23 protein-coding genes are annotated in these 22,732 nt (G+C 64.8%); 8 read left to right on the plus strand and 15 right to left on the minus strand.

All coding sequences use genetic code 11. The features are described from left to right. Positions 1–661 precede the first annotated feature (661 nt). Positions 662–2,059: an APC family permease gene (locus ACFUTU_RS15660; protein WP_377965819.1), complete on the minus strand. Its 1,398-nt coding sequence runs from the start codon at positions 2,057–2,059 to the stop codon at positions 662–664. 496 nt (positions 2,060–2,555) lie between these two features. On the opposite strand from ACFUTU_RS15660, the gene ACFUTU_RS15665 reads away from it, so the two are divergent. After that, positions 2,556–2,765: a hypothetical protein gene (locus tag ACFUTU_RS15665; protein ID WP_377965821.1), complete on the plus strand. Its 210-nt coding sequence runs from the start codon at positions 2,556–2,558 to the stop codon at positions 2,763–2,765. Between the two features lie 215 nt (positions 2,766–2,980). On the opposite strand, the gene ACFUTU_RS15670 is transcribed toward ACFUTU_RS15665, so the two are convergent. Genes ACFUTU_RS15670 through ACFUTU_RS15700 form a run of 7 tightly spaced genes read right to left on the minus strand, consistent with a single transcriptional unit; the run spans position 2,981 to position 8,892 of the window. Next, complete coding sequence (locus tag ACFUTU_RS15670) at positions 2,981–3,829, minus strand: prenyltransferase (protein ID WP_377965909.1); 849 nt, start codon at positions 3,827–3,829, stop codon at positions 2,981–2,983. Positions 3,830–3,840: 11 nt separating this feature from the next. Then, positions 3,841–4,164, minus strand: a complete 324-nt coding sequence (locus ACFUTU_RS15675) for a lycopene cyclase domain-containing protein (protein ID WP_377965823.1) — start codon at positions 4,162–4,164, stop codon at positions 3,841–3,843. Beyond that, entirely contained in the window at positions 4,161–4,508 is a 348-nt protein-coding gene (locus tag ACFUTU_RS15680) for a lycopene cyclase domain-containing protein (RefSeq protein WP_377965825.1), read from the minus strand. Before ACFUTU_RS15680 ends, ACFUTU_RS15675 begins: the two co-directional genes overlap by 4 nt. Next, positions 4,505–6,112 (minus strand): phytoene desaturase family protein, encoded by a 1,608-nt coding sequence (crtI, locus tag ACFUTU_RS15685; protein WP_377965827.1) that lies wholly within the window; start codon positions 6,110–6,112, stop codon positions 4,505–4,507. Before crtI ends, ACFUTU_RS15680 begins: the two co-directional genes overlap by 4 nt. Further along, the gene (locus ACFUTU_RS15690; protein ID WP_377965829.1) at positions 6,109–7,017 is read right to left on the minus strand and encodes a phytoene/squalene synthase family protein; all 909 of its coding nucleotides are present in this window, start codon (positions 7,015–7,017) and stop codon (positions 6,109–6,111) included. Before ACFUTU_RS15690 ends, crtI begins: the two co-directional genes overlap by 4 nt. Then, the gene (locus ACFUTU_RS15695; RefSeq protein WP_377965831.1) at positions 7,014–8,078 is read right to left on the minus strand and encodes a polyprenyl synthetase family protein; all 1,065 of its coding nucleotides are present in this window, start codon (positions 8,076–8,078) and stop codon (positions 7,014–7,016) included. Before ACFUTU_RS15695 ends, ACFUTU_RS15690 begins: the two co-directional genes overlap by 4 nt. Before the next feature lie 46 nt (positions 8,079–8,124). Next, complete coding sequence (locus ACFUTU_RS15700) at positions 8,125–8,892, minus strand: glycosyltransferase family 2 protein (RefSeq protein ID WP_377965833.1); 768 nt, start codon at positions 8,890–8,892, stop codon at positions 8,125–8,127. 81 nt (positions 8,893–8,973) lie between these two features. Between ACFUTU_RS15700 and ACFUTU_RS15705 the strand changes: the two genes are divergently transcribed. Beyond that, the gene (locus ACFUTU_RS15705; RefSeq protein ID WP_377965835.1) at positions 8,974–9,180 is read left to right on the plus strand and encodes a hypothetical protein; all 207 of its coding nucleotides are present in this window, start codon (positions 8,974–8,976) and stop codon (positions 9,178–9,180) included. 63 nt (positions 9,181–9,243) lie between these two features. On the opposite strand, the gene ACFUTU_RS15710 is transcribed toward ACFUTU_RS15705, so the two are convergent. Beyond that, entirely contained in the window at positions 9,244–10,485 is a 1,242-nt protein-coding gene (locus tag ACFUTU_RS15710; RefSeq protein WP_377965837.1) for an NAD(P)/FAD-dependent oxidoreductase, read from the minus strand. 259 nt (positions 10,486–10,744) lie between these two features. Between ACFUTU_RS15710 and ACFUTU_RS15715 the strand changes: the two genes are divergently transcribed. Further along, positions 10,745–11,191, plus strand: coding sequence for a DapH/DapD/GlmU-related protein (locus ACFUTU_RS15715; protein WP_377965839.1), 447 nt, complete (start codon positions 10,745–10,747; stop codon positions 11,189–11,191). A gap of 187 nt (positions 11,192–11,378) precedes the next feature. On the opposite strand, the gene ACFUTU_RS15720 is transcribed toward ACFUTU_RS15715, so the two are convergent. From ACFUTU_RS15720 to ACFUTU_RS15730, 3 genes are all read right to left on the minus strand, one after another. Continuing rightward, a complete protein-coding gene (locus tag ACFUTU_RS15720; protein WP_377965841.1) occupies positions 11,379–11,675 on the minus strand; it encodes a hypothetical protein in 297 nt (98 codons plus the stop codon). A 952-nt stretch (positions 11,676–12,627) separates the two neighbouring features. Beyond that, a complete protein-coding gene (locus ACFUTU_RS15725; protein WP_377965843.1) occupies positions 12,628–13,878 on the minus strand; it encodes an allantoate amidohydrolase in 1,251 nt (416 codons plus the stop codon). After that, positions 13,875–15,038: an FAD-dependent oxidoreductase gene (locus ACFUTU_RS15730; protein ID WP_377965845.1), complete on the minus strand. Its 1,164-nt coding sequence runs from the start codon at positions 15,036–15,038 to the stop codon at positions 13,875–13,877. Before ACFUTU_RS15730 ends, ACFUTU_RS15725 begins: the two co-directional genes overlap by 4 nt. Before the next feature lie 128 nt (positions 15,039–15,166). Between ACFUTU_RS15730 and ACFUTU_RS15735 the strand changes: the two genes are divergently transcribed. Then, entirely contained in the window at positions 15,167–16,045 is an 879-nt protein-coding gene (locus ACFUTU_RS15735) for a LysR substrate-binding domain-containing protein (RefSeq protein WP_377965847.1), read from the plus strand. 96 nt (positions 16,046–16,141) lie between these two features. Then, positions 16,142–16,438 (plus strand): PadR family transcriptional regulator, encoded by a 297-nt coding sequence (locus tag ACFUTU_RS15740; protein ID WP_377965849.1) that lies wholly within the window; start codon positions 16,142–16,144, stop codon positions 16,436–16,438. Positions 16,439–16,769: 331 nt separating this feature from the next. Here ACFUTU_RS15740 and ACFUTU_RS15745 read toward each other — a convergent pair whose 3' ends face one another. Continuing rightward, positions 16,770–17,903: a tyramine oxidase subunit B gene (locus tag ACFUTU_RS15745; protein WP_377965851.1), complete on the minus strand. Its 1,134-nt coding sequence runs from the start codon at positions 17,901–17,903 to the stop codon at positions 16,770–16,772. Positions 17,904–18,081: 178 nt separating this feature from the next. Here ACFUTU_RS15745 and ACFUTU_RS15750 point away from each other — a divergent pair, with 178 nt between their 5' ends. Next, the gene (locus tag ACFUTU_RS15750) at positions 18,082–18,900 is read left to right on the plus strand and encodes a hypothetical protein (protein ID WP_377965853.1); all 819 of its coding nucleotides are present in this window, start codon (positions 18,082–18,084) and stop codon (positions 18,898–18,900) included. 133 nt (positions 18,901–19,033) lie between these two features. After that, positions 19,034–19,393 (plus strand): MazG-like family protein, encoded by a 360-nt coding sequence (locus ACFUTU_RS15755; RefSeq protein ID WP_377965855.1) that lies wholly within the window; start codon positions 19,034–19,036, stop codon positions 19,391–19,393. Positions 19,394–19,405: 12 nt separating this feature from the next. Here ACFUTU_RS15755 and ACFUTU_RS15760 read toward each other — a convergent pair whose 3' ends face one another. Together ACFUTU_RS15760 and ACFUTU_RS15765 are read right to left on the minus strand one after the other, a co-directional pair. Beyond that, entirely contained in the window at positions 19,406–19,891 is a 486-nt protein-coding gene (locus ACFUTU_RS15760) for a nucleoside deaminase (protein ID WP_377965857.1), read from the minus strand. Continuing rightward, positions 19,888–20,949: an LLM class flavin-dependent oxidoreductase gene (locus ACFUTU_RS15765; protein WP_377965859.1), complete on the minus strand. Its 1,062-nt coding sequence runs from the start codon at positions 20,947–20,949 to the stop codon at positions 19,888–19,890. Before ACFUTU_RS15765 ends, ACFUTU_RS15760 begins: the two co-directional genes overlap by 4 nt. A gap of 261 nt (positions 20,950–21,210) precedes the next feature. Between ACFUTU_RS15765 and ACFUTU_RS15770 the strand changes: the two genes are divergently transcribed. Next, positions 21,211–22,548, plus strand: a complete 1,338-nt coding sequence (locus tag ACFUTU_RS15770; protein WP_377965861.1) for an MFS transporter — start codon at positions 21,211–21,213, stop codon at positions 22,546–22,548. Positions 22,549–22,732 lie beyond the last annotated feature (184 nt).

Consider the following 22,732-nt stretch of genomic DNA (forward strand, 5'->3'; position numbering starts at 1 on the left):
GATAAAACGGAACGACTCCGCCGCAGCCGGCCCCTCCTTCAACACCGCAACCGCACGCGAAATCTCCGCACGCGACAACGGATCCAAAGGATGCGTCTCTACAACGGTCTCAACCTGGGTATCGATAGTCATGATTCTCCTTAACAGATCGGGATGAGGATGCCTGCGGCGGTGGTGTTCCCTGCGAGCAGGCGCAAAAAGGTCCCTGGATTCCGGTGCCGGCGTCGCTGCCGGAACTGTTCATCTCCGGTGCAGGTGAAGGCCCCCTATGTCTGGAGTGCCGGCCGGGTTCAGCTTCGAACCGTCCGGTGTGATGGGGGCCACCTGCGTTCCTTTCACAAGTAAAACTACGTGTGGGAATTGCCTTAGGCGAGTGATTTATAAACATTTACTTGAGAAATTCCGGACCGGAAATTCCCATGGCAGTTAACATGCCGGAAACATTCGAAATACTCGCCGCGCACCGCCGTCGGACGCCTCCCCGACACAGCAAAAAAGCGGATGCTCCCAGCTGCACAGCTGGGGGCATCCGCTTCCACAAAAAACGTGCGAGGGCCAACGGGAGCCTGGTGGTCCCGTTTCCCGCTCACATCAGGGCAGGCGCTACGGGCTTTGGTTTTGGGCTCCCGCGATGAGGGCGGGCAGTCATGGAATGGGGCAGTTATGGAGTGGGGCGGCTATGGAACAGGTCGGATTCCCGGGTTTCGTCGTAGACTCCCACCGCTGCCAAACTCGCGGGGGACCTGATGTGGAGGAATGCGGCGTACACGATGCTGGCGAGCAGGACGGCGCCATAGATGACGCTCTGCAGGTTGCCTGCGCGGATCGAGACGTCGGCGGCCGTCCAGAGCACCGCTCCCAGGGCGAGTGTGGTCACTGCTGCGAGTATCCAGCTGACGCGGGTGCTTTCGCCGATTCGGCGCAGGAAGAAGGGCAGGGAAGCGCTGGCCAGGATGTAGGAGCCCAGGTAGCCGTAGGCGGCCAGTGTGAAGAGGTCCACGAGGCTCTGCTGAAGGCTGGCCCCCGAGGTGATGATCGTGATGGGAACGACGGCGATGATCGGCATGGCGGTCACGATGGCGACGGCGGGGGTTCGGAAGGCGGGGTGGGTGCGCCCGACCAGCCGGGGGACGGTGCCTTCCCGGCCCATGCAGAACAGTATTCGGACGAGTGCGTTAGCGGACGCGATGGCACAGGCAAACCATGATGCTGCGATTCCGAGGTCGAGGACCGCGGCGGACAGCGGAGAGGAGTGTGCGAACAGGTCAGACAACGGGGTGGGGCTGCCCGCGACGTCCGCCGTGGCCTCCTTGAGGGCCGCGTCCTGGGCGGCCACGGCAAGAAGACACAGTACTCCCATCAGGATCGGCGTCCAGGTTATGGCCCGCGGGACAGTGAGGAAGGGCCGGTGCGCTTCGCCGCCGAGTGTGGTTGGGCTTTCGAACCCGACAAAGGCGCTGACGGCCACGACGATTCCCATCGCCAACCCATCCAGACGCCCGTCCCAGCCAAGCACACTCCCGAGGCTGACCTGCGGTGTGTTGAAGGCGAAGTAGACCGCCATGAGCACGGCCAGGACTGCAATCGAAAGGGATTCCATTAACACTGTGAACCACGCCGAGACCCGGATCCCCCGCACCATGAGAACCGTGGCGGCGACCGCGGCGGCAAGGACTGTCAGTGCCGTGAACAATCCGGGGTCTGCGAGGGCGAACCCGAGGTGGATGAACATTTGGGCGGCGTAGATGCCGACAACCAGCAGGCTGGCCATGGCCACGAGTCCGTAGCCGAACACCGCCGACCACCCTGCTGTAATCGCCGTGCGCTGGCCAAGTCCCTTGGCCGTGTAACTGTACAGGCCGCTGACGGCCGCCATGCGCCGCGCCATCGGCCGCAGGCAGAGGGACACCAGGACCATGACCGCCATAGCCGCGCTGAAGGTCAGTACAAGGTTGCCTCCGGCGGAGCCGGAGGCAAAACCCGGAAAGACGAGAGCCGGAATAACCGACATGGCCCCGGCGGGCGCCACGCCGGCCACTGCCTGCGCGAAAACAGGCAAAAACGAAAGCTTACGGAGGCTCAGCCCCTCCACCGGGGAACGGGAGGTGATGAAACGATCAACATGGACAGACACTGGACACCCCCACTTTCCCTCAAACGGACAGACTCGCCTGGCTTACGAGGGAAGCAAGTCGGCCGAGGGGCAAAACGCTAGCATCGACGGGACTCCGCCAATGTTTCCGGCATGTTAATTCGAATGGGGAAATGCAATACAGAATTTCTCAGGCAAATCTTCATAAATACCTCCCGGAGACGAATTCACTGCCGTAGCTTTGTATCGACAAGGAACGCTGACAGCCCCCCCGCATCACACCAGCCTGCCCGGCGCAGAGCCGGCTGGGACCGCCAAGGAAACTGAAGATTCCGGGCCCATGATCGGTGCTTCCCGGAGGGCCTTCGAGGTTTCCAGTTGTCAGTAGTGCAGACCTGGGGGCGCAGCCATACTCATCAATCGTTTGCGGGGCTTTGATCCCCGCTGGAAAGGAACATTCGTCATGCGTAGTCTGTCCACAGAGTCTTTGGAAGTCCTCGTGAACGATCCGGGCCGGCTGAATGAGTTGCTCGATCATGCAGAGGCCGCTCTCCGGCGGAAGCCTCAACGGCTCGCGGGTATCCTCGTCACGCGGCATGAGCCTGGCCGGTATACGCTCGCGCTGAACGAGAGCGTTCCCTTCGGAGAGACCCGCGAGCTGCTGCTCGCCTGACCCGTTCATGAAAGAGGAACGGTGCCGGCCGAGTGGACTTTAGGCATCAGGGCTGTCCGGGAGGGCCAGGGAAACCAACTTCCGGATGATCTTGCAGGTAGCGCATCAGGTTGGCCGGACAGTAAGCGGAGTCAAGCTGGCGGCGGCGGCTCCTCAAAAGCCCAAGGTCCGGGCACCGCGATCCGGCCCTTGGGCTTTTTAACGTGCCCGGCTGGTCACCGCGACGCCGCGTACCAGATCAGCAACATCGTGACAAAGAATCCGGTGATGTAGTTCAGCCACAGGAAGCGTTCCCATCCACGGTGGGCCAGCTCTGATTCCTCGTCCTTGACGGCGGCGAAGGGGAGGATGTTGATGACGTACGGGAGCACCAGCAGCGCCGCAAGTTTCCCTGGCCAGGGCGTCAACAGCAGGAGCACGCCGCCGGTCAGATAGGCACAGGCGGCAAAGCGGACGGTGGCCCGTGCGCCGGTCACGGTGGCGATCGACCCGATGCCGCCGGCCCGGTCAGCGATGACGTCCTGCACCGCACCGAACGCGTGGCTGGCGATGCCCCACAGGAAGAACGCCCCGAGCAGTGCCGCCAGTGGGAGGGTGAAGTCTGCCTGCGCCAGTACCAGGCCGTAAGCTGCCGGGCTCACGAAGTGGGTGCTGGATGTCATGGAGTCCAGGAACGGCCGCTCCTTGAACCGCAGTCCCGGCGCGCTGTAGGCGACCACCGCGAAGATGCTGATGGCCAGTACCAGCCACGACAGCGGACTGCCCAGCAGCACCAGCGCCGCAAGGAACGGCACGTTGGTGGCAATGGCCGCGCGGAGGGTGACCGCGTGCAGGGTCCGGTCCAGTACTGCGCCCTCCACGCCCCCCTTGCGCGGGTTCCGGAGATCCGACTCGTAGTCGAACACATCATTGATCCCGTACATCGCCAGGTTGTACGGAATCAGGAAATACACCGTCCCGATCACCCACGCGAGGTCGATGTCCCGGGAAGTAAGCAGGTAGGCCGCGGCGAACGGGTAGGCCGTGTTCACCCAGGACAGCGGACGGGACGAAACCAGGAGCATGCGCAGAGTCTTCACATCCGCCTCCCGGACCCCCGCCGCCCCAGCACTATCCACAGCGACGGCAGCAGCAGCACCGCGGCCAGCGGGTAAGCGAAATCCTCGAGCGGGGCCAGCCCCACCATGACACCGGAGATCAGCCCGGGAGCATAACTGAACAGGCCGGCCGCGATCATCAGGTTGTCAAACACCGCCGTCAGGATGAGTACGACGGCGGCAGCCGCCCCTGCCGCTGCCATGGGCACCTTGCGCCGGCCGCCCTTGATCCGGCTGGCCGCGGCTAATGCCACGGCAAGCGCTGTGGCCAGGAACAGCGCGTTGAGCGCCGCATAGCTCATGAACGTTCCTCTACTCGTCCGGACCTCAACTGCCGTGCCTCGAGTAACCGGCGGCTCAGCTGGAACAGATTCATCACCAGGTAGCAGAGGAAGAGCAGGAAAACCGGCTCCTCCAGCGGCAGTTCCGGTGCCAGTTCGATGCCCAGAGTCTCGTTGTGCCCGCGGAAGAAGATGCCCAGCCCAATGCCGGCCAGGTCCCAGCCAAGGAAGAAGACCAGCCCGGCGGCCAGCACCACACTGCCACGCACGGCGTCTGCCCAGAAAAACAGCCGCAGGCGCCGGTCCAGCAGCACCATGCAACCCAGCGACACCAGCAGAAACACCAGATACGCCACCGCCGTCATGCCACCGTTCCCTCTGCTATCCGGGCCGGGCGCAGGGGCACCGGAAGGGGGCCGGTGCTCTGGTCGCCGCGCAACTGCTTCACCACCAGTTCGGCACTGATCAGACACATCGGAATGCCAATGCCCGGAATGGTGGACGCCCCTGCATAGTACAGTCCCTGGATCTTGCGGCTGGCGTTGCCCGCGCGAAAAAACGCGCTCTGCTTCAGTGTGTGGGCTGGCCCCAGGGACGTGCCCTTCCAGGAGTGGTAGTCGCGCTCAAAGTCCGCCGGTCCGTATGTTCGCCGCAGGACGATCCGCTCCGCCAGGTCCGGTATCCGCGCCCACTCGGCAAGCTGCGCGAGCACGGAGTCGGCGACCCTCTCCAGCCGCTCATCCCCGCCGCCGCCCAGGGCAGGGTCGGCCGGCAGGGGAACCAGGACGAAAACATTCTCATGCCCCTCCGGCGCCACCGCGGGATCGGTCGCGCTGGGCTTGCAGACGTACATCGACGCAGGCGCCGGGATGAACGTGTCCTTGCCGAAGATCGCCCGGAAGTTCTCCTCCCAGTCGGCAGTGAACAGCAGGGTGTGGTGCTGCAGCTGCGGCAGGCTGCCGCGGACGCCCAGATAGAGGAGCAGGGCACTGGGCCCGGCCGTGCCGCGCGACCAGTACCGCTCCGGGTACGTCTGCAGGCGGCGGGGGAGCAGGGCCGTTTCGGTGTGGTGCAGGTCGGCGGCTGACACCACGACGTCGGCTTCCAGGCTTTGTTCGTTTCCGTCACCGGAGCGGTAGCGCACCCCACGCACAGCCGCTGGCCGCCGTCGGGCATTGGAAGGGACGGTTTCTATCTCCAGCACCTCGGCATGCGGTTCGATGGCCACCCCGGCGCTGCGCGCAAGCCGCTCGATCGCCTCCACCAGCCGGGCAAACCCGCCCATCGGATACAGCACGCCGTCGTCCAGGTCCAGGTGGCTCATCAGGTGGTACATGCTCGGCGCGGAGAAAGGTGACGTTCCCAGGAAAACTGCGGGGTACTCAAGGATCTGCTGCAGCCGCGGATCGGACACATGGCGGCGGGCATAGCTGTGCAGCGGTTCCAGCAGGAGCCGGCCAAGCCGGGGGAGCCTGCTTAGAACGTCCGCGGTCAGCAGCGGGGCTAAGGAATCGAAGGTGGAGTAGAGGAACCGGCGGGTCGCCATGGTGTACGTTTCCGCGGCGGAGTCGAGGTACTTTTCCAGCCGCGTACCGGCCCCGGCCTCCAGCTGGTCGAACAGTTTCACCACACGGGCACGGTCTGCCGGGACGTCCACGGGGTCGCTGAAGCCTTGAGACAGGAGCCGGTAGCCCGGGTCGAGCTTCTCCAGGTCCAGCTGCTCTTCGGCAGAGGTGCCCAGCAGCCGGAAATAGTGGTCGATCACGTCCGGCATCAGGTACCAGGACGGGCCGGCATCGAACCGGAACCCGTCCTCGCCCCACGAACGGGCCCGCCCGCCCAAGACGCCGTGCTTTTCCAGGACGGTGACGCTGTGCCCCTCGGTGGCGAGCAGGGCCGCCGTCGCCAACCCGCTGATGCCGCCCCCGATAACGGCGATGCTCTGTCCCGGCGGAACAGGCCGCCTCATGGCGACACCGCTCCCGCCGCACCCGCAGGCTCCAGTCCGCGTCTGCCGGTGAGCACGGCAGCGGCAATCCGCAGTTTTACCGGGTTGGGCACGCTGATCCGTGCACTGATCAGCTCCTCCGCCGGCGTTGCCCGGATCCGTTCGGCCAGCTCCGCGAACAGCTCCTGGGCAAGGGCAACCGCCATCCGGCTGGACACCGGCAGGCCGCGCAGGACGGCCCGCGATTCGTGCAGGTCCCGCTCAATGTCCGCCAGCAGCCGGTGTTTGTGGAGCTCATCGAAATTGGCGGGCGAGACGCCGGGGAAGTAGCTTCGGCCCAGGGACGTGAAGTCCTCGGCGAGGTCCCGCAGGAAATTGATCTTCTGGAAGGCCGCTCCGAGGTGCCGGGCGCCGCGCTCCAGCCGGGCCGCTTCCTCTGCCGTTACGGGATGCCCGTAAAGAAAGCACTTCAGGCACATCAGGCCTACTACTTCCGCGGAACCATAGACGTAACGCGTGAAGGACTCCGGGGTGTGTTGCACCTGGTCCAGGTCGGTCCGCATGGAGGCGAAGAAGGGGCGCGTTAATTCGGTGCCGATGCCCGTCCGGCGGGCAGTGTCTGCGAATGCGTGGATCACCAGGTTCGTGCTGTACCCGGTGACCATGGCGCGTTCGGCTTCCTGCTCGAACCCGTCCAGCTGCCGCCGGCTCTCCTCAACAGACAGGCCCGCGGCGGAGGCCACGCCATCCACAATTTCATCCGCAACCCGTACCAGCGCGTACACGGAATCCACCTGACGGCGGACCGTGTCGTCAAACAACCGTGAAGCCAGCCCGAAGGAACTCGAGTAGGAACGGAGCACCACACCGGAGGACTTGAATGCAGCGGCGGTGTAGACGGACAGCGCGTCGCGGCCCCGCTTCATGCGCCCATGCGATCGGTGACAAGGCGGGACAGCGGCTTGAGTCCATCCCGAAGAGTTTGCGGTATCACCGGCCGGACCAGGATATCGAGCGCCTGCTCCGTGAGGTCCGCGGCGAGCCTTAGTGTCTCGTCCCTTGCCCCGGAGGCAGCCAGCAACTCGCGGATCTCCGTTGCCTCCTGGGCGGTGAGGTCCGGGCGGGACATCAGTTCGGCGATCCGGGTCCACTGGGACTGCCCCGCCGCATAGGAAATCAGAGCAGTGCGCTTGCCTTCGCGCAGGTCGCCCCAGCCGGTCTTTCCCGTCAGGGCTTCGTCCCCAAAGGCGGCGATCAGGTCGTCCGCCACCTGGTAGGCAGTGCCGATGGTCCGCCCAAACTCGCCCAGCGCCCCCACCAGTTCCTGATCGGCTCCCGCCAGGACAGCTCCGGCACACAGCGGTGCGTCAAAGGAGTAGACGGCCGTTTTCAGTTTCGACATCGTGAGCACTTCATCGACGGTCTGCGGCGTGGAGTCCAGCGGCGCCAACACGTCAAGAAGCTCGCCGGCCGCGGAGGCAACAATCGCTTCGTCCAGCAGGTCACCCAGACGCTGTCGCGTCGGCGGGTCAACATCCGCCTCCGACAGCAGCCGGTAAGCGTTGGACAGGGCCAAATCTCCGGCGATCACCGCCGTCGACAGTCCCGTGTGGTCGGCCCTTTCAGTGCTGCTTCCCGAGGCCGCGGCGCGATTACGGTAGGTTCCGGCAACATTGGGTGCACCGCGGCGGGTGTAGTCCCGGTCAATGACGTCATCGTGCACGATCAGCGCCGTGTGCAGAAGTTCGAAGGCCGCGGCCACGGTGGCCGCAGCCACCCTGTCGCTGCCGCCCAGGAGATCATGGGCGGTCATGACCAGGCGGGGACGGAAACGCTTGCCGCCGGCCGTGGTGCGTTCAAGGCATTGCCACAAGCTGAGATATTCGGGATGCATCGCCTCGGCGCGCGCCTTCGAGCGGGCAAAAAAGGAGGTCAGGACTTCATCAATGAGACCGGCGCCGTCAGTATGAGCAAGCACAGTCCCCATATCCATAGCTAAGGTAAACACGGGGACCTGCCGGAGGGCAATTTGCCTATGACCGCGGCGGGCGTGCAGTCCGACGGCGGTGCTCCTTTCGGGCCTGCAGCGTTCTGTGCCAGCGCTCCCACGGCGGCACTTGGCGCCAATGCACTTTCAGTGTGTGCAAAGCCCGTTTGACGCGCAGCCGTCCCGTGGCGCCCCCGGCAAGCGCCCGGGCCGAAATGCCCACCCGCAGGGACCGGTCGTAGGCCACGCGCTGGTCCGGATCGAGCACGAAGCCAAGGTCGACGTCGTCGTGCAGGCCCTGGTCGGAGCGCCGCACGCGGCCGCGGATCCGCTCCCAATCCCTGCGCCGGAATGCGCAGTTGGAGCCAAAGGGCGGCCAGTGGCCCATTGCGGCTCCCATGAGGACAAAGTACGCCTCCATGTACCCGATCCGGGCGAGCCGGCGGCGGAAACGGCCCACGCCGTAGAAAACGCCGGGACCAGCCAGGACTGCCAGATCCGGTTCTGCGGAAAAGCGGGCAGCGATCCGCTCGAGCCAGTCGGCCGGGGGAACGGTGTCCGCATCACAGCGGACGATGACCTCGCCGCGCGCGGCATCGTAACCGGTAGACGCGGCGGCCGCGATGCCGGGCGTCCTCTCATAAAGAACTCTGGCACCGTGCGCCTCTGCGATCGCGCTCGTCTCATCGGTCGAGTTGTTGTCCACAACAATGACTTCCAGGGGTGCCGAGGTCTGCGACTCCAAGGACTGAAGGCAGCGCGAAAGCGGACCACTGTCGTCCTTGCACGGAATAACCACGGATAGAGTCGGCATAACCTGATGCTAGCCCGCCGGTTCACGCTGCCGGGCTTCGCAGGTACTTGTGCTTCCCTGCTGTTCGATTAGTCTTTTGCGATGGCTGACATGGAATTCAAGAGACGCTTGAACCAGGTTGAAGCGTTGTACAACGATCTTTATGAATTGCGGCAGCGCGGTGATGGTGCCGGCAAAGAAGAGATCGTCCTGGCTGAGATGCGTTTAGATAACGCTTGGCGGGAGTTGTATGAGTTCATGGGCCTGCCGTTGTCCCGTGATGCCGATCTTGCTGACGGTTCCGGATAACTGAGGCAGCCCCAGTCCCAGCCACCCTTAGTGGCGTGGACGTTCGGTAGCGTCGCTCTTACATCAGGCGCGGCCTTTGAGGATCAGGTTCCAGTAGACCTGCGGGAACACGTCGCGGTCGATGACCCAGGAGAGACGGTTCTCCTTCCAGGTCGGGATGCGGGGGATGGTCGGCATGGGACGGTACTGGTCGTCGAACTCCGCGAAGACCACGGTATTACGGGAAACCGTGAAGGGGCACACCGAGTAGCCGTTGTACTTTGCCGGCAAGGGATTCCCCTTCCGCGCGGCCAGCAGGTTTGTGGCCAACACTTTGGTCTGCTTCCGCAGCGCCCCGCCTGACTTGGAGTTGGTGGTTCCGGCGGCGTCGCCCAGGGCCCAGACGTTGGGGAACCTTGTATGGCGCAGTGTCTGGGGGTCTACTTCAACGAATCCCCCGGCATCTCCGGCCGCCGGGAGGTTCGTGGCCTTGAGCCAGTCCGGGGCTGATTGCGGCGGGACGGCATTGAGCACGTCGTAGGCCAGCTCCTCACTTGTGTTTGTGGCGTGGTTGCGGATCGTGGCGCTGCGGGTGGCGGGGCTGACGGAGACCAGTTCGCTGTTGGTGCGCAGTTCGATCCCGTATTCTGCGATTTTTCGGTCGAGTTCCCGGTCGATTTCCGGCATGCCGAACACGGTGGGGTAGGGCTGGACCATCACCACCCGGATCCGGTCCAGCACGCCCTGTTTCTTCCAGTAGTCGCACGCCAGGTACATCGGTTTTTGTGCTGCGCCACCGCATTTGATGGGTCCGGAGGGCATGGTGAAAACGGCGGTTCCGGCGGTCAGGCCGCTGAGCAGTGTCCAGGCCTTGGGGGCAAGATCGAACTCGTAGTGGGATGCCCCGTGCGGCGAGCGGACCGCTTCGGCCAGCCCGGGCACCGACTCCCAGTCATATTGCAGCCCGGGGCATACGACCAACTGGTCGTACGCCAGGCTGGTGCCCGACTGCAGGGCCACAGTGCTGGCGCCGGTGTCCACCCGTGTGGCTGTGTCCCGGATCCAGGTGACACCCTTTGGTGTCACGGACTGCTGCGTCCGGGTCGCTTCGTGGGCCTTCGCGCGTCCGCCGGCGATGTGCGAGAAAAGAGGCTGGTAGAGGTGGTGTTCCCTGGGTTCGATCACGGCGACGTCACTCACCCCGCACCGGATCAATCTGCCCGCCAGGGAGAGCCCGGCGTTGCCGCCGCCAATGATGATGACCTCGTGATGCCCGGTCACGGGGCTACTGTCCTGCCGTGTGCCTTGCCCTGGCGCGCGTTCCATTCGACGGCCGTTCCGTTGCGTAGTGGCATGCCTGCTCCTTTTGCTGCGGTCCCTCCGAAAATCCGTGCCGCTCCAATAGTAAGTGTGGCTACCTTTTTGACGCGCGCGTTTGGGAGCGGCGGTGGGTCGGGAAACGGGTGTTGGCGGGTGCCGGGAAGTTCCCCTGTGCCTGGAACGGTTGAGAGCCCCGAAGCGTTAATGACACGCATGTCATTGCGTGGCCGCAGTTGGAAGGTGCGGCCTCGGGAACAGGAAGGGAATGAACAACTTAACGGAATCTTTCGAGGACGATGCCGGTCGCATCGTGACGTACCGCCGTCACAGCAACGGCGGGGGTCTGGTCGGCCGTGGGGCAACAGCTGACGCGACATCGTTCATCGGGCCGACGGCCTATATCGAGGCGGGGGCGCGTATCGGTGCCGGCTGCCGTGTCGGTGCCGGCAGCTGGATTGACAGGAATGCCCGGGTTGGGAGCCACGCCATTATCGGCGACGCGGTGTACATCGGCCCCGGTGCGCAAATCGGAGACCGGGTCCGCATTGGCAGCCACTCGCGCATCGGAGCCCGCGCCCAGGTCGGGCAGGACGTTCGCTTGACACCCGACAGCACATTGCCCGATGACGCCGTCGTCGCGCCCACTGTCACACGGACCGCCCGCCCGGTGCGGCCCGGGGCACCCCAACACCCCGCGCGCCGCGCAGCCTAGCTGCCTATGTCTGCCGACATGTACGTACCGGTGGCTGCGGGCGGGAAGCGGGTGAGGGGGCAGGCGATATTCTTCGCCGGTGCGCAACGCGCCGGTCCTCCGGGATGTCATGGCTCACGGCCCTCGGCGGGACCACGTCGGCGGGGCGGGCGCTTCGAATTGGAATTGCGGGGACTAAGCCACGCACTCAGGAATGGAAGCGGGCGCAGTCATTGCGCCGGTCAATCTTAACGTCGAAGTCCAAGCCGGTGTCATCACCGGCAAACCTACGGAGCAGGTACGCGCGGAGCGCGGCATTGGATGTCGTGTGGGCAGCAGGAAGGGCCTCGCCGCTGAGCAGCGCGTACGAATCGCCAAGGTGAAACACGGAGATGATGCAGTCCCCGAGTTCAGCCCACTGGAGGTTGGAAACGGTGCGCCGGAAACTGTCCTGGTCTGTGTTCTTTCGCGTCGCCGTCACGGAAAATGTCACTGTCTTTGCCATGGATTGGTCCCTCTGCTCCTGGCCGAACATCATTGCCCCAAGCCACTACCGAAAAAGGTTAGACGCTACAGCTGCCAAAAATAAGCCTTACCGGGCAGTAAGTTTTGTCTGGACGGGCGCTCCCATGCCCTTGTTTTCCGGCGTTGCTTGAGTCTCTAGTCACGCTCCATCTGAATAGTGATCTGGTAGGAGTCCAAGCGCTCTTCGGACTCTTCGATGCAGAGTGATTCTCTGCTCACCCCGGAGTCGGTCCTGATGCAGCCGGCATACAGTCCCGAAACGGAAGTTACGCGAAGTATGGGACCCTGCGCGCCGAGCTGATTGGCGCGCTCGAACAGCAGATCCCTGGCGTCAGCTGGACCGTGGAAGAGCAGCATATTTGACCAAGTTGAACGACAGCAGGTGCGTCCTTGGTACGGAGATGATGGTCAGCTGCGCTGACGTAGTGGAGCCTCGCACCGATTCGCAGACATCCTCTCCATCGGTGATCCCATACTGGCCAAGTACGGCTCCCGCCTTCGATGGGACAGACGCAGTTCCCGGCGGCTGGATGGTGACCCGCAGTATGGACGCCGCCGGAGCAACCCTAACCATCGAGCCGAAAAGCCCGGCCTACCTGCGCATCAGCGCGCCGGTGTCTTTCATAAGCTGCGATCCTCCGAGCTTTCGAAAGCGGGTGGCTGAGCTTGGATAGCAGTAGGCTCCAACCCGTTGAGGTTCTAACCTACGATCGCGATCACCGTGGGAAAGGGTGCATCCAGCGAGAATGACTTGCGGAATCTGCTGCAGTCTACGGAAATTGGGTCTGTTCTCAACTCTTGGGTGCGCCTTGTCGTCGTTGACAGTGGCGGGCATCAGGGTCCGGGGCTGGCGGGGTTGGGTAAGCGTGGGGTGGCAGGGCCACAGGAATGCACCCGCGCCGGGCAAGCCGGCGCGGGTGCTGTTGTTGGTGTCAGGCCATGAGTCCGTGCAGGGCGTCGGCGAGGGTTTGTGCCCCGGTTTCGGCGTCCTCGTCGACGACGTGTTCCTCGGGGGAGTGGGATACGCCGCTGGGGTTCCGCACGAAGACCATTGCCGTGGGGACGAAGGGCGCGAGGACCCCGGCGTCGTGGCCGGCACCCGTGTCCAGGACGGGGGCCTGGGGCAGGGCCAGCTGCAGTTCTTTCTGCAGCCCGCGGTCGAAATGCACCGTCGGGCTCAGGGATTCTTCCCTCAGGCCAACGCTGCAGCCTTCCTCCGCGGCGATGAGCCGGGCCTGTGTGTGGATGCTCTCCACGAGGGCTGCGGCCACGGCATCGTCGGGGTGGCGGACGTCGAGCCAGAAGTCGACGCGCGAGGCGATGACGTTGGTGCCGCCGGGCACTGGCTGGAGCCGTCCGACCGTGGCGCGGGCGTTGGCCGCGTTCCGGGCGATGTCCCGGATGCCGGTGACCATGCGTGCCGCGGCGACCACGGGGTCGTGCCGGTCTGCCATGAGAGTGGTGCCGGCGTGGTTGCCCTGCCCGTGCACGCTGAGGCGCCAGCGGCCGTGGCCGAGGATGGATTCGGCTATCGCGATCGGCTGGTTGAGGTCGATGAGGCCGCGGCCCTGTTCGACGTGCAGTTCGACGAAGGCACCGATCTGGCCGAGCAGCTTGTCGTCCTTGCCCACAAAGCGGGGGTCGAGGCCGTGGGCTTTGGCGACGTCGGCGAAGGTTGAGCCGTCCGGATCCCGCAGGTTGCGGGCCTTGTCCGGGTCGATGGCGCCGGTCATCAGCCGGGAGCCCAGGCATGCAACGCCGAACCGTGATCCCTCCTCTTCGGGGAAGACCACGACGGCGAGCGGACGGGGTGGAGTGTCCATCCGGGCTTTGAGGATGTCGACGGCGATCAGGGCGGAAGCGACGCCGAGAGGGCCGTCGAACGCGCCGCCGCCAGGCACCGAGTCGAGGTGGCTTCCCGTGACCAGGCTGTTGCTGCGGTCCCCGCCGGGCACGTTCCACCAGGCCCAGATCGCGCCGTTACGGTCGGTTTCGACGGCCAGGCCGCGCTTGGTGGCCTGCTCAATGAACCACTCACGCAGGTCCAGTTCCGCGGTGGAATAAACAGGCCGGGTGTAGCCCCCGCGAAGGTGATCAGTTCCGGTGCCGGCAATTTCGGACATCAGACCGGTGACCGTGGCAGTCAACTCGGCCCGGGAAGCGGCTTCCGTGCCGGGGGTCATGCGTGTGCCCCCACAGCTGCCTGGCCTGCCTGGAAAGCGAGCCGGAACTGGTCCGGGACGGTTCCCGCGCCGGTTGCCAGATCGGCGGCGAGCTGCCCGATCAGCGGGGCGAACTTGGCGCCGTGTCCGGAACACGGGGAGAGGATAGTGATGCCGTCGGCCCGGTCGAGGATGAAGTCCTCGGTGGGCGTGTTGGTGAAGAGGCAGGTGGTTTCCGCGTAGGGTTCGGGCACCAGTCCCGGCAGGTACTGTTCCACGTACTCGATGACCCGACGGCGGTTGTCCGGGCTAATCTGTCCGTCCTGGTCCGCGGCCGAGGGCAGGATCTTGCCCCCGTTGTACTGGGCGATCTTCTGTCCCCGGAAGCCCGCGTCGCGGCCCCCTGGCAGGCCGTACGCCTGCCAGCCTTCGCGCTTGTGGATGAACGTCGGCCACGGAGACGCCGTGCGGTCGGCGCCATCGGCGTAGGGGAAGTGGTAAGCCTGTTCCTGCCGGACCTCGATCGGGGGCACCGAGGCAAGGAAGGAGGAAGGCAGTGCCAGTGATCCGAGTAGCCGGGGAAGCCAGCCGCCGGCCGCAACGATAATGTTGGCCGCCTGCAGGGAGCGACCGTCGGAGGAGGTCAGCAGGTAGCCGCCGTTGGAGGCGGTAATGGACGCGACGGCCCAGTTGGTGTGGAGCGCCGCCCCGTGGCCCGTTGCCTGGTCGACCATGGCGGCGACCGATTCGTGGGCGTCGATCACGCCCGCGTCCGGGTGCCACAGCACCTGGGTGTCGAAGGCGATCTGCCGCCAGCGGCGGCGGGCTTCCTCAGCGCTGAGGAGTTCGTGCTCAATGCCGTGGGCCTGCAGGACGGCGGCGAGCCGTTCGGGCTGGCGGATGGCGCCGTAGTCCACGGCACCTGCCGGGGTGATCAGCTGCTTGCCGCTGAGGCGCGCCAGTTCATCCCACCCGGTCTTCGCCTCCTGGACCAGGCCAGTGTAGAACTCGTCGGGGTAGGCGTAGCGGAAGATCCGGGCCGAGCCGTGGGAGCTGCCGGCGTCATTGGCCGGGGTCGACCGATCGAGCAGGGCGACGTCGTGGCCGCGGGCGGCCAGATGCCAAGCGGTGGCGGCTCCGGAGAGCCCGGCGCCGACGACGGCGTATTCAGTCGATTCCATGGATGGCTCCTAAGACGGGAACGTGGGACAGCATGTGCTGCTTTGCTGGATCCAGTTACTCATTCCGGGCCTCCGCTCGTCCAATATTATTTGACTAGTAATTATTAGCGTCGATCGAAAGAATCGAAATGGAACTTCGACAGCTCAGATACTTCCTGGTCGTGGCGGACGAGCTGCACTTCGGCCGGGCCGCGGAACGCCTGCACATCACCCAGCCGCCGCTGACCGTTGCCGTGAAGCGCCTGGAGCACGAGCTGGGCGTCCCGCTGTTTGACCGGACGACGCGCAGGGTGACGCTGACACCCGCCGGGAAGGCCTTTCGGGAAAAGATCGGAGCGGCCCTTGACGAACTTGATGAGGCGGCTGGTGACGTCGCCGAAGTTGCCGCGGGCAAGAGCGGAAAGATCAGGGTGGGGTTCGTCAGTTCCGCGAGCTACACCACCGTCCCCGAAGCCATCCGGTCTTTCCGCGAACAGCGCCCAAGGGTGGACCTGGTGCTGGCTCCGCTCACCAGCGGTGAACAGATTGAACAGCTGCTGGACGGAGAGCTCGATCTCGGCCTGGTACGGGACCCCGGTCCGGTGCCCGGGCTCAGGCTCGAACTGCTCAGCACCGAGGACCTGGTGGTTGTACTCCCGGAGTCCCATCCCCTGGCCGCGGTGGAGGAGGTTAAGCCGGAACTGCTCGAGGGCGAGCCCATGATCCTGTTTCCGTACCGCCTGATGCCGGGGTTCGTCTCACGTGTCCTTCAGCTTTTTGGCCACTTGGCCACGCCGCCCGTCGTCGCCCAGCAGGCCATCCATCAGGAAACGGTGCTCGGGCTTGTGGCTGCCGGGCTCGGGGTCTCAGTCCTGCCGCAATCGGTGCAGCGGTTTCACATGCCGGGAATCACAACGCGGCCGTTCGCCGGCCGGCCGCAGACCGAGCTCCACGTCGCTCGCGGCGGGGACGGCTCTCCCGCCGTCGAGGAGTTCATCGCCTGCCTTAAAGGCGGGAACGCTAATTAGACCCCGGTGGATCACACTTGGAAAGGGCCGCCACAACATCGTCCGGTCCGCTGAAGCGATGTTGCCAAGCTATCTAGTTAGTGACACTATCCATGGATGCAGGATCTCGACCTTGGCCGGGAGCTGAAGCGCGCGGCGTTTCCGCAAGCGGTGCTCGGTGTACTGAGCCAAGGGAAGAGCCATGGTCATGCCAGTGCCGAGGTCCTGCGAGGGCACGGTTTCGCGCGCATCAAAGGCGGAACTTTGTATCCGCTCCTGAAGAGGCTCGAAGATCAGGGCTGTTGTAATGCACGTCTGGCAGCACGAACAGGCGCCCCGGCCGGAAGCAGTTCACACTTACTGACCGCGGCCGTGAGGAGCTGGGCCGGTCCACAGCAGCCTGGCATCGTATGACCCAGGCCCTTTCCGACATCCGAAGAAACCGACAAGAACAGCCATGAGCTACGAGCGGAATCTAACCTTCAACCTTCGGATCCGGGGGCTCTCAGAATCAGAAATCATGGACACCAATCCTGCTGTTGCGGATTACTTCAGGCCGTTGCATAGCTCCCGCGTGGCCCAATGACCCTTGCGCCAGCGGAACTCCCGGCCCAACGTATTTACCGGCAGGGACAGGGGACTTCGCACGTTGCGCGCCGGGCTGGTGGGGGAGGGCAAGCTCCTTGTCGAAGGCCCCATGCCGAGGAGCCTGCCCTCCGAATGCCACTCCGGCCCTCGCGAAGGGTCAGGCGAGTGCAGGCGTGTCCCAGAGGTTCAGGACGGTGCCGATGTTCTTCTCTTCGGCGGTGCGGTAGAGGTCGGTTGCCCAGGCGACGTCTTCGATGGGCATGCCGCCGACGGAGTAGAGGATGATTTCTTCGTCGTCGCGGCGCGCGGGGAGCTTGCCGGTGGCGATGTCGGCGATCTCTTCGATCTTTGAGGCCGGGATCTTTCCTTCCTCGAGCAGCCCGAACCAGTGCGAGCCGGGGATGCCGAGGATCTGGTATGCCGTGGGTCCGTATTCTTCGAGCCAGGCCCGATAGAGGCCCTCGGCGTCAATGACCAGGCGGGCGTCACCTTGGAGGAAGTCGTCGTCGAAGCGGGCCGCGGCGGGGAGGAGCAGGAGGGCTCCGGGCTTGATGGCGTGCTTGGGGAAGTACGGGAAGGCTTCGCTGCCGGCTGCGTCGGTGGAGGTGGTGGCCATGACGACGTCGGCGTCGGCGATTGCGTCCTCGATGGTCTCGGCCGCGTCGATCTTGGTGAGCTGGGGAAACTTCGCCTTGGCCCAGTCCACAAAGGTCTGGGTGCTGCCGGCGCTGCGGCCCTTCACGAACAACGTGTCGATTGAGGGGCGCAGTGCCAGTGTGGTTTCCAGGACGGAGCGGGCAATGACACCAGGTCCAACGACGGCGGCAACCTTGGCGTCCGCTTTTGCGAGGTGTTTGACGCCGACACCGGGGACGGCGCCGGTCCGGTAGGCGCTGAGGAGGTTGGCGCTCATGATCGCCAGCGGGGCGCCGGTGTCACGGTCGTTCAGGACGAACACGTGGATTGAACGCGGGAGCCCTTTCTGGCGGTTCTCGGTGTTTGAGCCGTACCACTTCACGCCCGACGTTCCGAAGCGGCCGCCCAGATAGGCGGGCATGGCCATGAAGCGCCGGTCCGGGCCGTCCTTCGGCATCCCATCGAACTGGGGGACAGCCGGGAAGGTGATCATCGCGCCGTGGGAGTTGCCGTTCTCGCCAGCCATCCGGTAATCACCCTGACGCAGCAGGACGAGAGCCTCCTCCATGACATCGGTGCACCGGACGAGGTTGCCGACGCCGGCCTCAACCATGTCGGGCTCGCTCAGGTAGCGGAAGTTGATTTGAGTGGACATTGACTCGACTCCTTTGATTATCAGTATTAAACGCTGACTACTGTCAGTGAACACAGGTCTGATTTCCGTCCCGTCAACCGGAAGTTTCCGGCCTGTAACAACTGGGTCTGCCTCAAACGTGCAGCCGTAAGGAAGCACCCGGCGCATTCCTGCCGCACGGCGGTAAAATAGGTTGGTCATGACCGGCGCCAAGCTCCGTCTTCTGGTCTGGTTCGTCACCTTGGCGACCCTCCTCTCGGCCTGCACGCCCGTCGCGAGACTCGAGGAGGCCGACGCCGGCCGGCCGATCGAGAGTTCGGCACTCCCGCCGGCTGCACGCGATGACGCAGCCGCTCCGCACCGGACCGCGCCGACCGCCACCCCAACCCCGGTTCCCAAGCCGCGCCCTGTGCCCCGGCCGTTCGCCCTCAACCTGTACCGGGAAGGGGACTTCGTTCCGCAGTACACGTTCGAATGGTGTGTGGCGGCGAGCATCCAAATGATGCACAACGTCACCGATGGTACGCGGACCGGTACGTGGGCGGACCGGGGTCAGCAGGGAGAACTGTGGGAGATGGCCCGGGCCCGGTCGTCGAATTCGTTCAACGGTGCCAACCCCCTGGGGTGGGCGAAGGTGCTGAACGAGGTCGGGATGGGGCCGTATGCCGTCGTCAGCATTGCCGACTATCGGGAAGCCTTGCAGACAGCGGCCCGGGCCATCGCCAAGACGGGCAGGCCTGTAGGGCTGGTCATGTGGCGTGGCCGCCATGTATGGGTGATGAGTGGCTTCCAGTCGATTGGAGACCCGGCCAGGTTCCCGAAGTTTTCGGTCACTGGTATCCGCGTGCAGGATCCGCTCTACCCGTATGGCGACGTGAAGTGGGGACCGTCCCCCGCGCCCAACGCCCTGCTCACGCCAGAACAATTGGCGCAGCAGTTCGTCGTGCGGGAGCCGCGGCGCTGGAGCAGCGGTCTTCCGGCGGGCTACATGCTGGTGCTGCCGCTTGCTAAGACCTGATCGGCCCGTTGGGCTGAACCATGACGCGCGACATTCCTGGCACGATCCACGTCTGGCAAAAGGCGGCGGCGTGCGGCAGTTGCTCCTGTGGCGCGATACTGTGACGCTGACGCCAGTGAAAGAATGTGATCGCATGGAAGAACGCCAGCAACGAGACACAGGGCTGGACACCTTGTCCCAGGGAGTAGCCGCCCTGAGCTCATGGATCGACGAGGGCAACGCCAGCCGGCATCCCGAAGCCGCGACCTGGGCCCGGCTGTCAAAAATTGCGGAAGAAGCCGGTGAGGTTGTCGCTGCTTACATTGGCGCGACGGGACAGAACCCCCGCAAAGGTGTGACACACACAATCAGCGATGTTGAGGAGGAACTGTTGGACGTTGCGCTCACGGCGCTGGCGGCGCTGGAGCATCTTCGCGGTCACGACGCCCGCTCCGGAAGGCTGCTGGCCGAGAAACTCACCAGGACCCTGGAGCGGGCAGGCCTCCCTTCATGACGGGCCGTTGCGTTACTCCATGATGTCTTCCGCCCACACCTCCGGGTTGTTGTCCTGGAACGTGCGCATCATGTCCACGCACCGCTGATCGTCCAGTACCACCACCTCAACCCCGCGTGACCGCAGAAGCTCAAATTCGCCGTCGAACGTGCGCGCCTCGCCCACCACGACCCGGGGGATCTTGAACTGGATGATGGTTCCCGTGCACATGGCACACGGGGCGAGGGTGGTGTACAGCGTGGTGTCCCGGTAGCTCTTCTGCCGGCCGGCCGCACGAAGGGCGGACATTTCCCCGTGCGCGATGGGGTCGCCGTTTTGGACCCGTTCGTTGTGTCCGCTTGCGATGACCACGCCGTCACGCGCCAGAGCTGCTCCGATGGGAATGCCGCCTTCGTTGCCACTCTTTCGGGCGGCCTGATAGGCCGCCTCGAAGGCGGGATGGCCGGTGGCTGCCGGTGGTGCCGGGCTGGAGGCGGACTGCCGCGGCTCGCTGGTCATGACCGGGCCTCCTGCCGGGCCGTGGACGAAGCCCATCCCAGTGCGGGTCCCAGGCTGCCGGCGATGTCGGTCAGGATCTGGACGTAATCCTCGTGGTCGAAGCTGAAGGGCAGTGCGAACGCCACCTCGTCGACTTCCTGGAACCCTGCGTGGGCGTACAGCTGCCCGGCCAGTTCATCGCTGGTGCCGATGAGATCCGGGGCGAACAGCATGCCCTTTGGCCCCTGCGGCGCCCGTGTGCGCGGAGTGCGTTCATCAACATACCGCTGGTACTTCTCCCGCTGCCGCGGCGTTGCCGAATCGGTGGGGATCACCACCAGGCCCTGCGAAACCCGGGCCGGTCCGTGCGCCTGCTCTGACGTTGCGGCCGCTTCACGGTAGGCGCGGATCTGCGACTGCTGGATACGGGCGAAATCCGGTTCCTGATCCGCTTCGGGGAAGACCACACTGCTGGAGAGCAGATTGAAACCGTTTGCCCCGGCCCAGACGGCCGACTTCATGCTGGCCGCACCGTACCAGAGGCGGTCCCGCAGCCCGGGGGAGTGGGGCTCGACACGGTTGGAGTATTCCTCGACCACGCCTTGCTTGCCCGAAAAGTCCCGAACCTTTTCCCCTGCGATCAAACGTGCAAGCCGGTCCACGCGGGCATGGCTGAAGTCCTCCAGCTCTGAGGAATCCGGGTATAACTCGTGCCTCACCGTCTCGTAATGCATCGGTTCACCGACACTCAGACCCGGATTAATCCGCCCCCCGGCCAGCAGATCCACGGTGGCCAGATCCTCCGCAAGGCGCAACGGGTTTTCCCACCCCATCGGGGTCACTGCGGTGCCAAGCTCGATCCTGGAGGTGCGCTGGCTTGCGGCCGCCATCATCGCGACGGGGGAGGAGATGCCGAACTGCAGGTGGCGGTGGCGCAGCCAGGCGCTGTCGAATCCGAGCTGTTCGCCGAGTTCTATGATCTGCAAGGTGGATTCGTGGCCCGGGGCAGGATTTGCCGGGTCGAACAGTCCAATGGTCAGGAATCCGAGCTTGCGCAAGGGGCGTGCGGCGTCAGGCATGGGCTTCCTCCTGTGTCGGGCGGCTGACCCTAACAATATGCCTTCCGGTTCTCCTGGGTACCCAACTGCACCGCGAGTTCTGAAACTTCGCAACACCAGTAAAGGTATTGCATTAATCCTACAATGATGTATCTTTAGAGAGCGACCTAGGCCACACTTTGGATTGGCACAACTGCCACCGTGGCCTTTCCGACGGCGAGTCCCGTCTTCCGGAAACAGAACAAAACTTTCTTCCATCCGCGACCCCCAGGAGTGACGCCGATGTCATCCATGAAGAACACAGCAGCCCAATCAGGCCTGGCCTCAACGGCCAGCAAGCGACGCTTCCTGATCAGAATGGTTACGGTTCTGATCGGGGGCATGTTCCTGGACGGCTATGTCCTGGGCATTATCGGGCCGGTATCGGGGACGATGGCCGAAGACCTGCAGCTGACGGCGGTGTGGCAGGGGCTCATTGCCGCCGCCGCCCTGATCGGCATCCTGATCGGGTCCCCGGTGGGCGGCTGGATCTCCGACAAATGGGGCCGAAAGCCAATCTTCATGTTCGACATCGGGCTGTTCGCTGTCGCGTCAGCCATGCAGTTCTTCATTGACTCCCCGGCCTGGCTGCTCGTGGTCCGGCTGCTGATGGGCATCGCGATCGGCACAGAGTACGCCGTCGGGTGGCCGCTGATGGCTGAGTTCTCACCCACGCACCTTCGAGGACGGCTGATGGGTGCCATGGGCATCGCGTGGTACGCCGGATTCATGATCGCATTCCTGGTGGGCCACCTGCTCACCGAGTTCACGGCTCTCAGCTGGCACTTCATCCTGGGCACGAGCACGTTCATCGCGGTCGCGCTGTTCCTGGCCCGGCTCGGCATGCCGGAATCACCGCGCTGGCTCTGGAGCGTCGGACGCAAGGACGAGGCCCGCGCCCTTGCCTACAAGTACATGCCGGACGATGCGCTGGACGACGTCCAGCACGAGGACGTCCGCAAGGGCAGCTTCGGGATGCTGTTCTCCAGGGAATACTGGCGCTCCACGCTCTTCATCTCGGGCTTCTGGTTCTGCGCCGTGACGCCGTACTTCGCGATCGCCACCTTCGCCGACAGCGTGCTTGAACAGTATGGCCTTGCCGGCGGCCTGGCCGGCGGCGTCGGCCTTTCCGCTATCGCATTGGCCGGAGTCATCCTCACCTTCCTGCTTATCGACAAGGCCGGGCGCCGGGTACTGACCGTTCCCACCCAGTGGCTGTGCGCCGTCGTCCTCGCCGTCATCGGCCTGTGGGCCGGCGCGCCGGCGCCCGTCGTGCTCGTCCTCTTCCTGGTCTTCTCGTTCTTCAACGCCGGCTACAACACACTGACAAACGTCTACCCGGGCGAGGTCCTCCCCACTGAAATCCGGGGGATTGGAACGGGCTTCGCGACCGCCGTCAGCCGCATCGGTGCAGGCATCGGCACGTTCCTGCTGCCGCTGTCGATGGAGAACCTCGGTCCCGGTCCCACCATGCTGATCGCTGCCTTTGTGGCCCTCGCCGGTGCCGCGCTGTCCCAGTGGCTGGCCCCCGAGACCAAGGGCAAGTCGCTCACCGAGGCAGCCGCCGGGTACGCACACTAACGACGGCGGTGCTCACCCGGGTGATGGGCTCACCCGATACGGGCAGCGGTGAAGGCAATGGCGTTGGCGCCGGACGCACAGTCCGGCGCCCACAGTTGTTTGTGCACGGTAATTAACAACCGCACCAGCAGCGGGGCCACAACCGGCATTGACAGGGGTGGGGCGGGCCGCCCCCACGTTTTGG

It is taken from the genome of Arthrobacter sp. NPDC057388 (genome assembly GCF_042668165.1).
GTDB lineage: Bacteria > Actinomycetota > Actinomycetes > Actinomycetales > Micrococcaceae > Arthrobacter.

Coding starts and splice junctions, on each gene's coding strand:
- ACFUTU_RS15695 (WP_377965831.1), bottom strand. CDS start 8,078: ATGGGGACTGTGCTTGCTCATACTGACGGCGCCGGTCTCATTGATGAA.
- ACFUTU_RS15735 (WP_377965847.1), top strand. CDS start 15,167: ATGGAACTTCGACAGCTCAGATACTTCCTGGTCGTGGCGGACGAGCTG.
- ACFUTU_RS15720 (WP_377965841.1), bottom strand. CDS start 11,675: ATGGCAAAGACAGTGACATTTTCCGTGACGGCGACGCGAAAGAACACA.
- ACFUTU_RS15665 (WP_377965821.1), top strand. CDS start 2,556: ATGCGTAGTCTGTCCACAGAGTCTTTGGAAGTCCTCGTGAACGATCCG.
- ACFUTU_RS15675 (WP_377965823.1), bottom strand. CDS start 4,164: ATGAGCTATGCGGCGCTCAACGCGCTGTTCCTGGCCACAGCGCTTGCC.
- ACFUTU_RS15690 (WP_377965829.1), bottom strand. CDS start 7,017: ATGAAGCGGGGCCGCGACGCGCTGTCCGTCTACACCGCCGCTGCATTC.
- ACFUTU_RS15745 (WP_377965851.1), bottom strand. CDS start 17,903: ATGTCCACTCAAATCAACTTCCGCTACCTGAGCGAGCCCGACATGGTT.
- ACFUTU_RS15770 (WP_377965861.1), top strand. CDS start 21,211: ATGTCATCCATGAAGAACACAGCAGCCCAATCAGGCCTGGCCTCAACG.
- ACFUTU_RS15760 (WP_377965857.1), bottom strand. CDS start 19,891: ATGACCAGCGAGCCGCGGCAGTCCGCCTCCAGCCCGGCACCACCGGCA.
- ACFUTU_RS15765 (WP_377965859.1), bottom strand. CDS start 20,949: ATGCCTGACGCCGCACGCCCCTTGCGCAAGCTCGGATTCCTGACCATT.
- ACFUTU_RS15705 (WP_377965835.1), top strand. CDS start 8,974: ATGGCTGACATGGAATTCAAGAGACGCTTGAACCAGGTTGAAGCGTTG.
- crtI (WP_377965827.1), bottom strand. CDS start 6,112: ATGAGGCGGCCTGTTCCGCCGGGACAGAGCATCGCCGTTATCGGGGGC.
- ACFUTU_RS15725 (WP_377965843.1), bottom strand. CDS start 13,878: ATGACCCCCGGCACGGAAGCCGCTTCCCGGGCCGAGTTGACTGCCACG.
- ACFUTU_RS15755 (WP_377965855.1), top strand. CDS start 19,034: ATGGAAGAACGCCAGCAACGAGACACAGGGCTGGACACCTTGTCCCAG.
- ACFUTU_RS15715 (WP_377965839.1), top strand. CDS start 10,745: ATGAACAACTTAACGGAATCTTTCGAGGACGATGCCGGTCGCATCGTG.
- ACFUTU_RS15680 (WP_377965825.1), bottom strand. CDS start 4,508: ATGACGGCGGTGGCGTATCTGGTGTTTCTGCTGGTGTCGCTGGGTTGC.
- ACFUTU_RS15750 (WP_377965853.1), top strand. CDS start 18,082: ATGACCGGCGCCAAGCTCCGTCTTCTGGTCTGGTTCGTCACCTTGGCG.
- ACFUTU_RS15710 (WP_377965837.1), bottom strand. CDS start 10,485: ATGGAACGCGCGCCAGGGCAAGGCACACGGCAGGACAGTAGCCCCGTG.
- ACFUTU_RS15670 (WP_377965909.1), bottom strand. CDS start 3,829: ATGCTCCTGGTTTCGTCCCGTCCGCTGTCCTGGGTGAACACGGCCTAC.
- ACFUTU_RS15700 (WP_377965833.1), bottom strand. CDS start 8,892: ATGCCGACTCTATCCGTGGTTATTCCGTGCAAGGACGACAGTGGTCCG.
- ACFUTU_RS15730 (WP_377965845.1), bottom strand. CDS start 15,038: ATGGAATCGACTGAATACGCCGTCGTCGGCGCCGGGCTCTCCGGAGCC.
- ACFUTU_RS15740 (WP_377965849.1), top strand. CDS start 16,142: ATGCAGGATCTCGACCTTGGCCGGGAGCTGAAGCGCGCGGCGTTTCCG.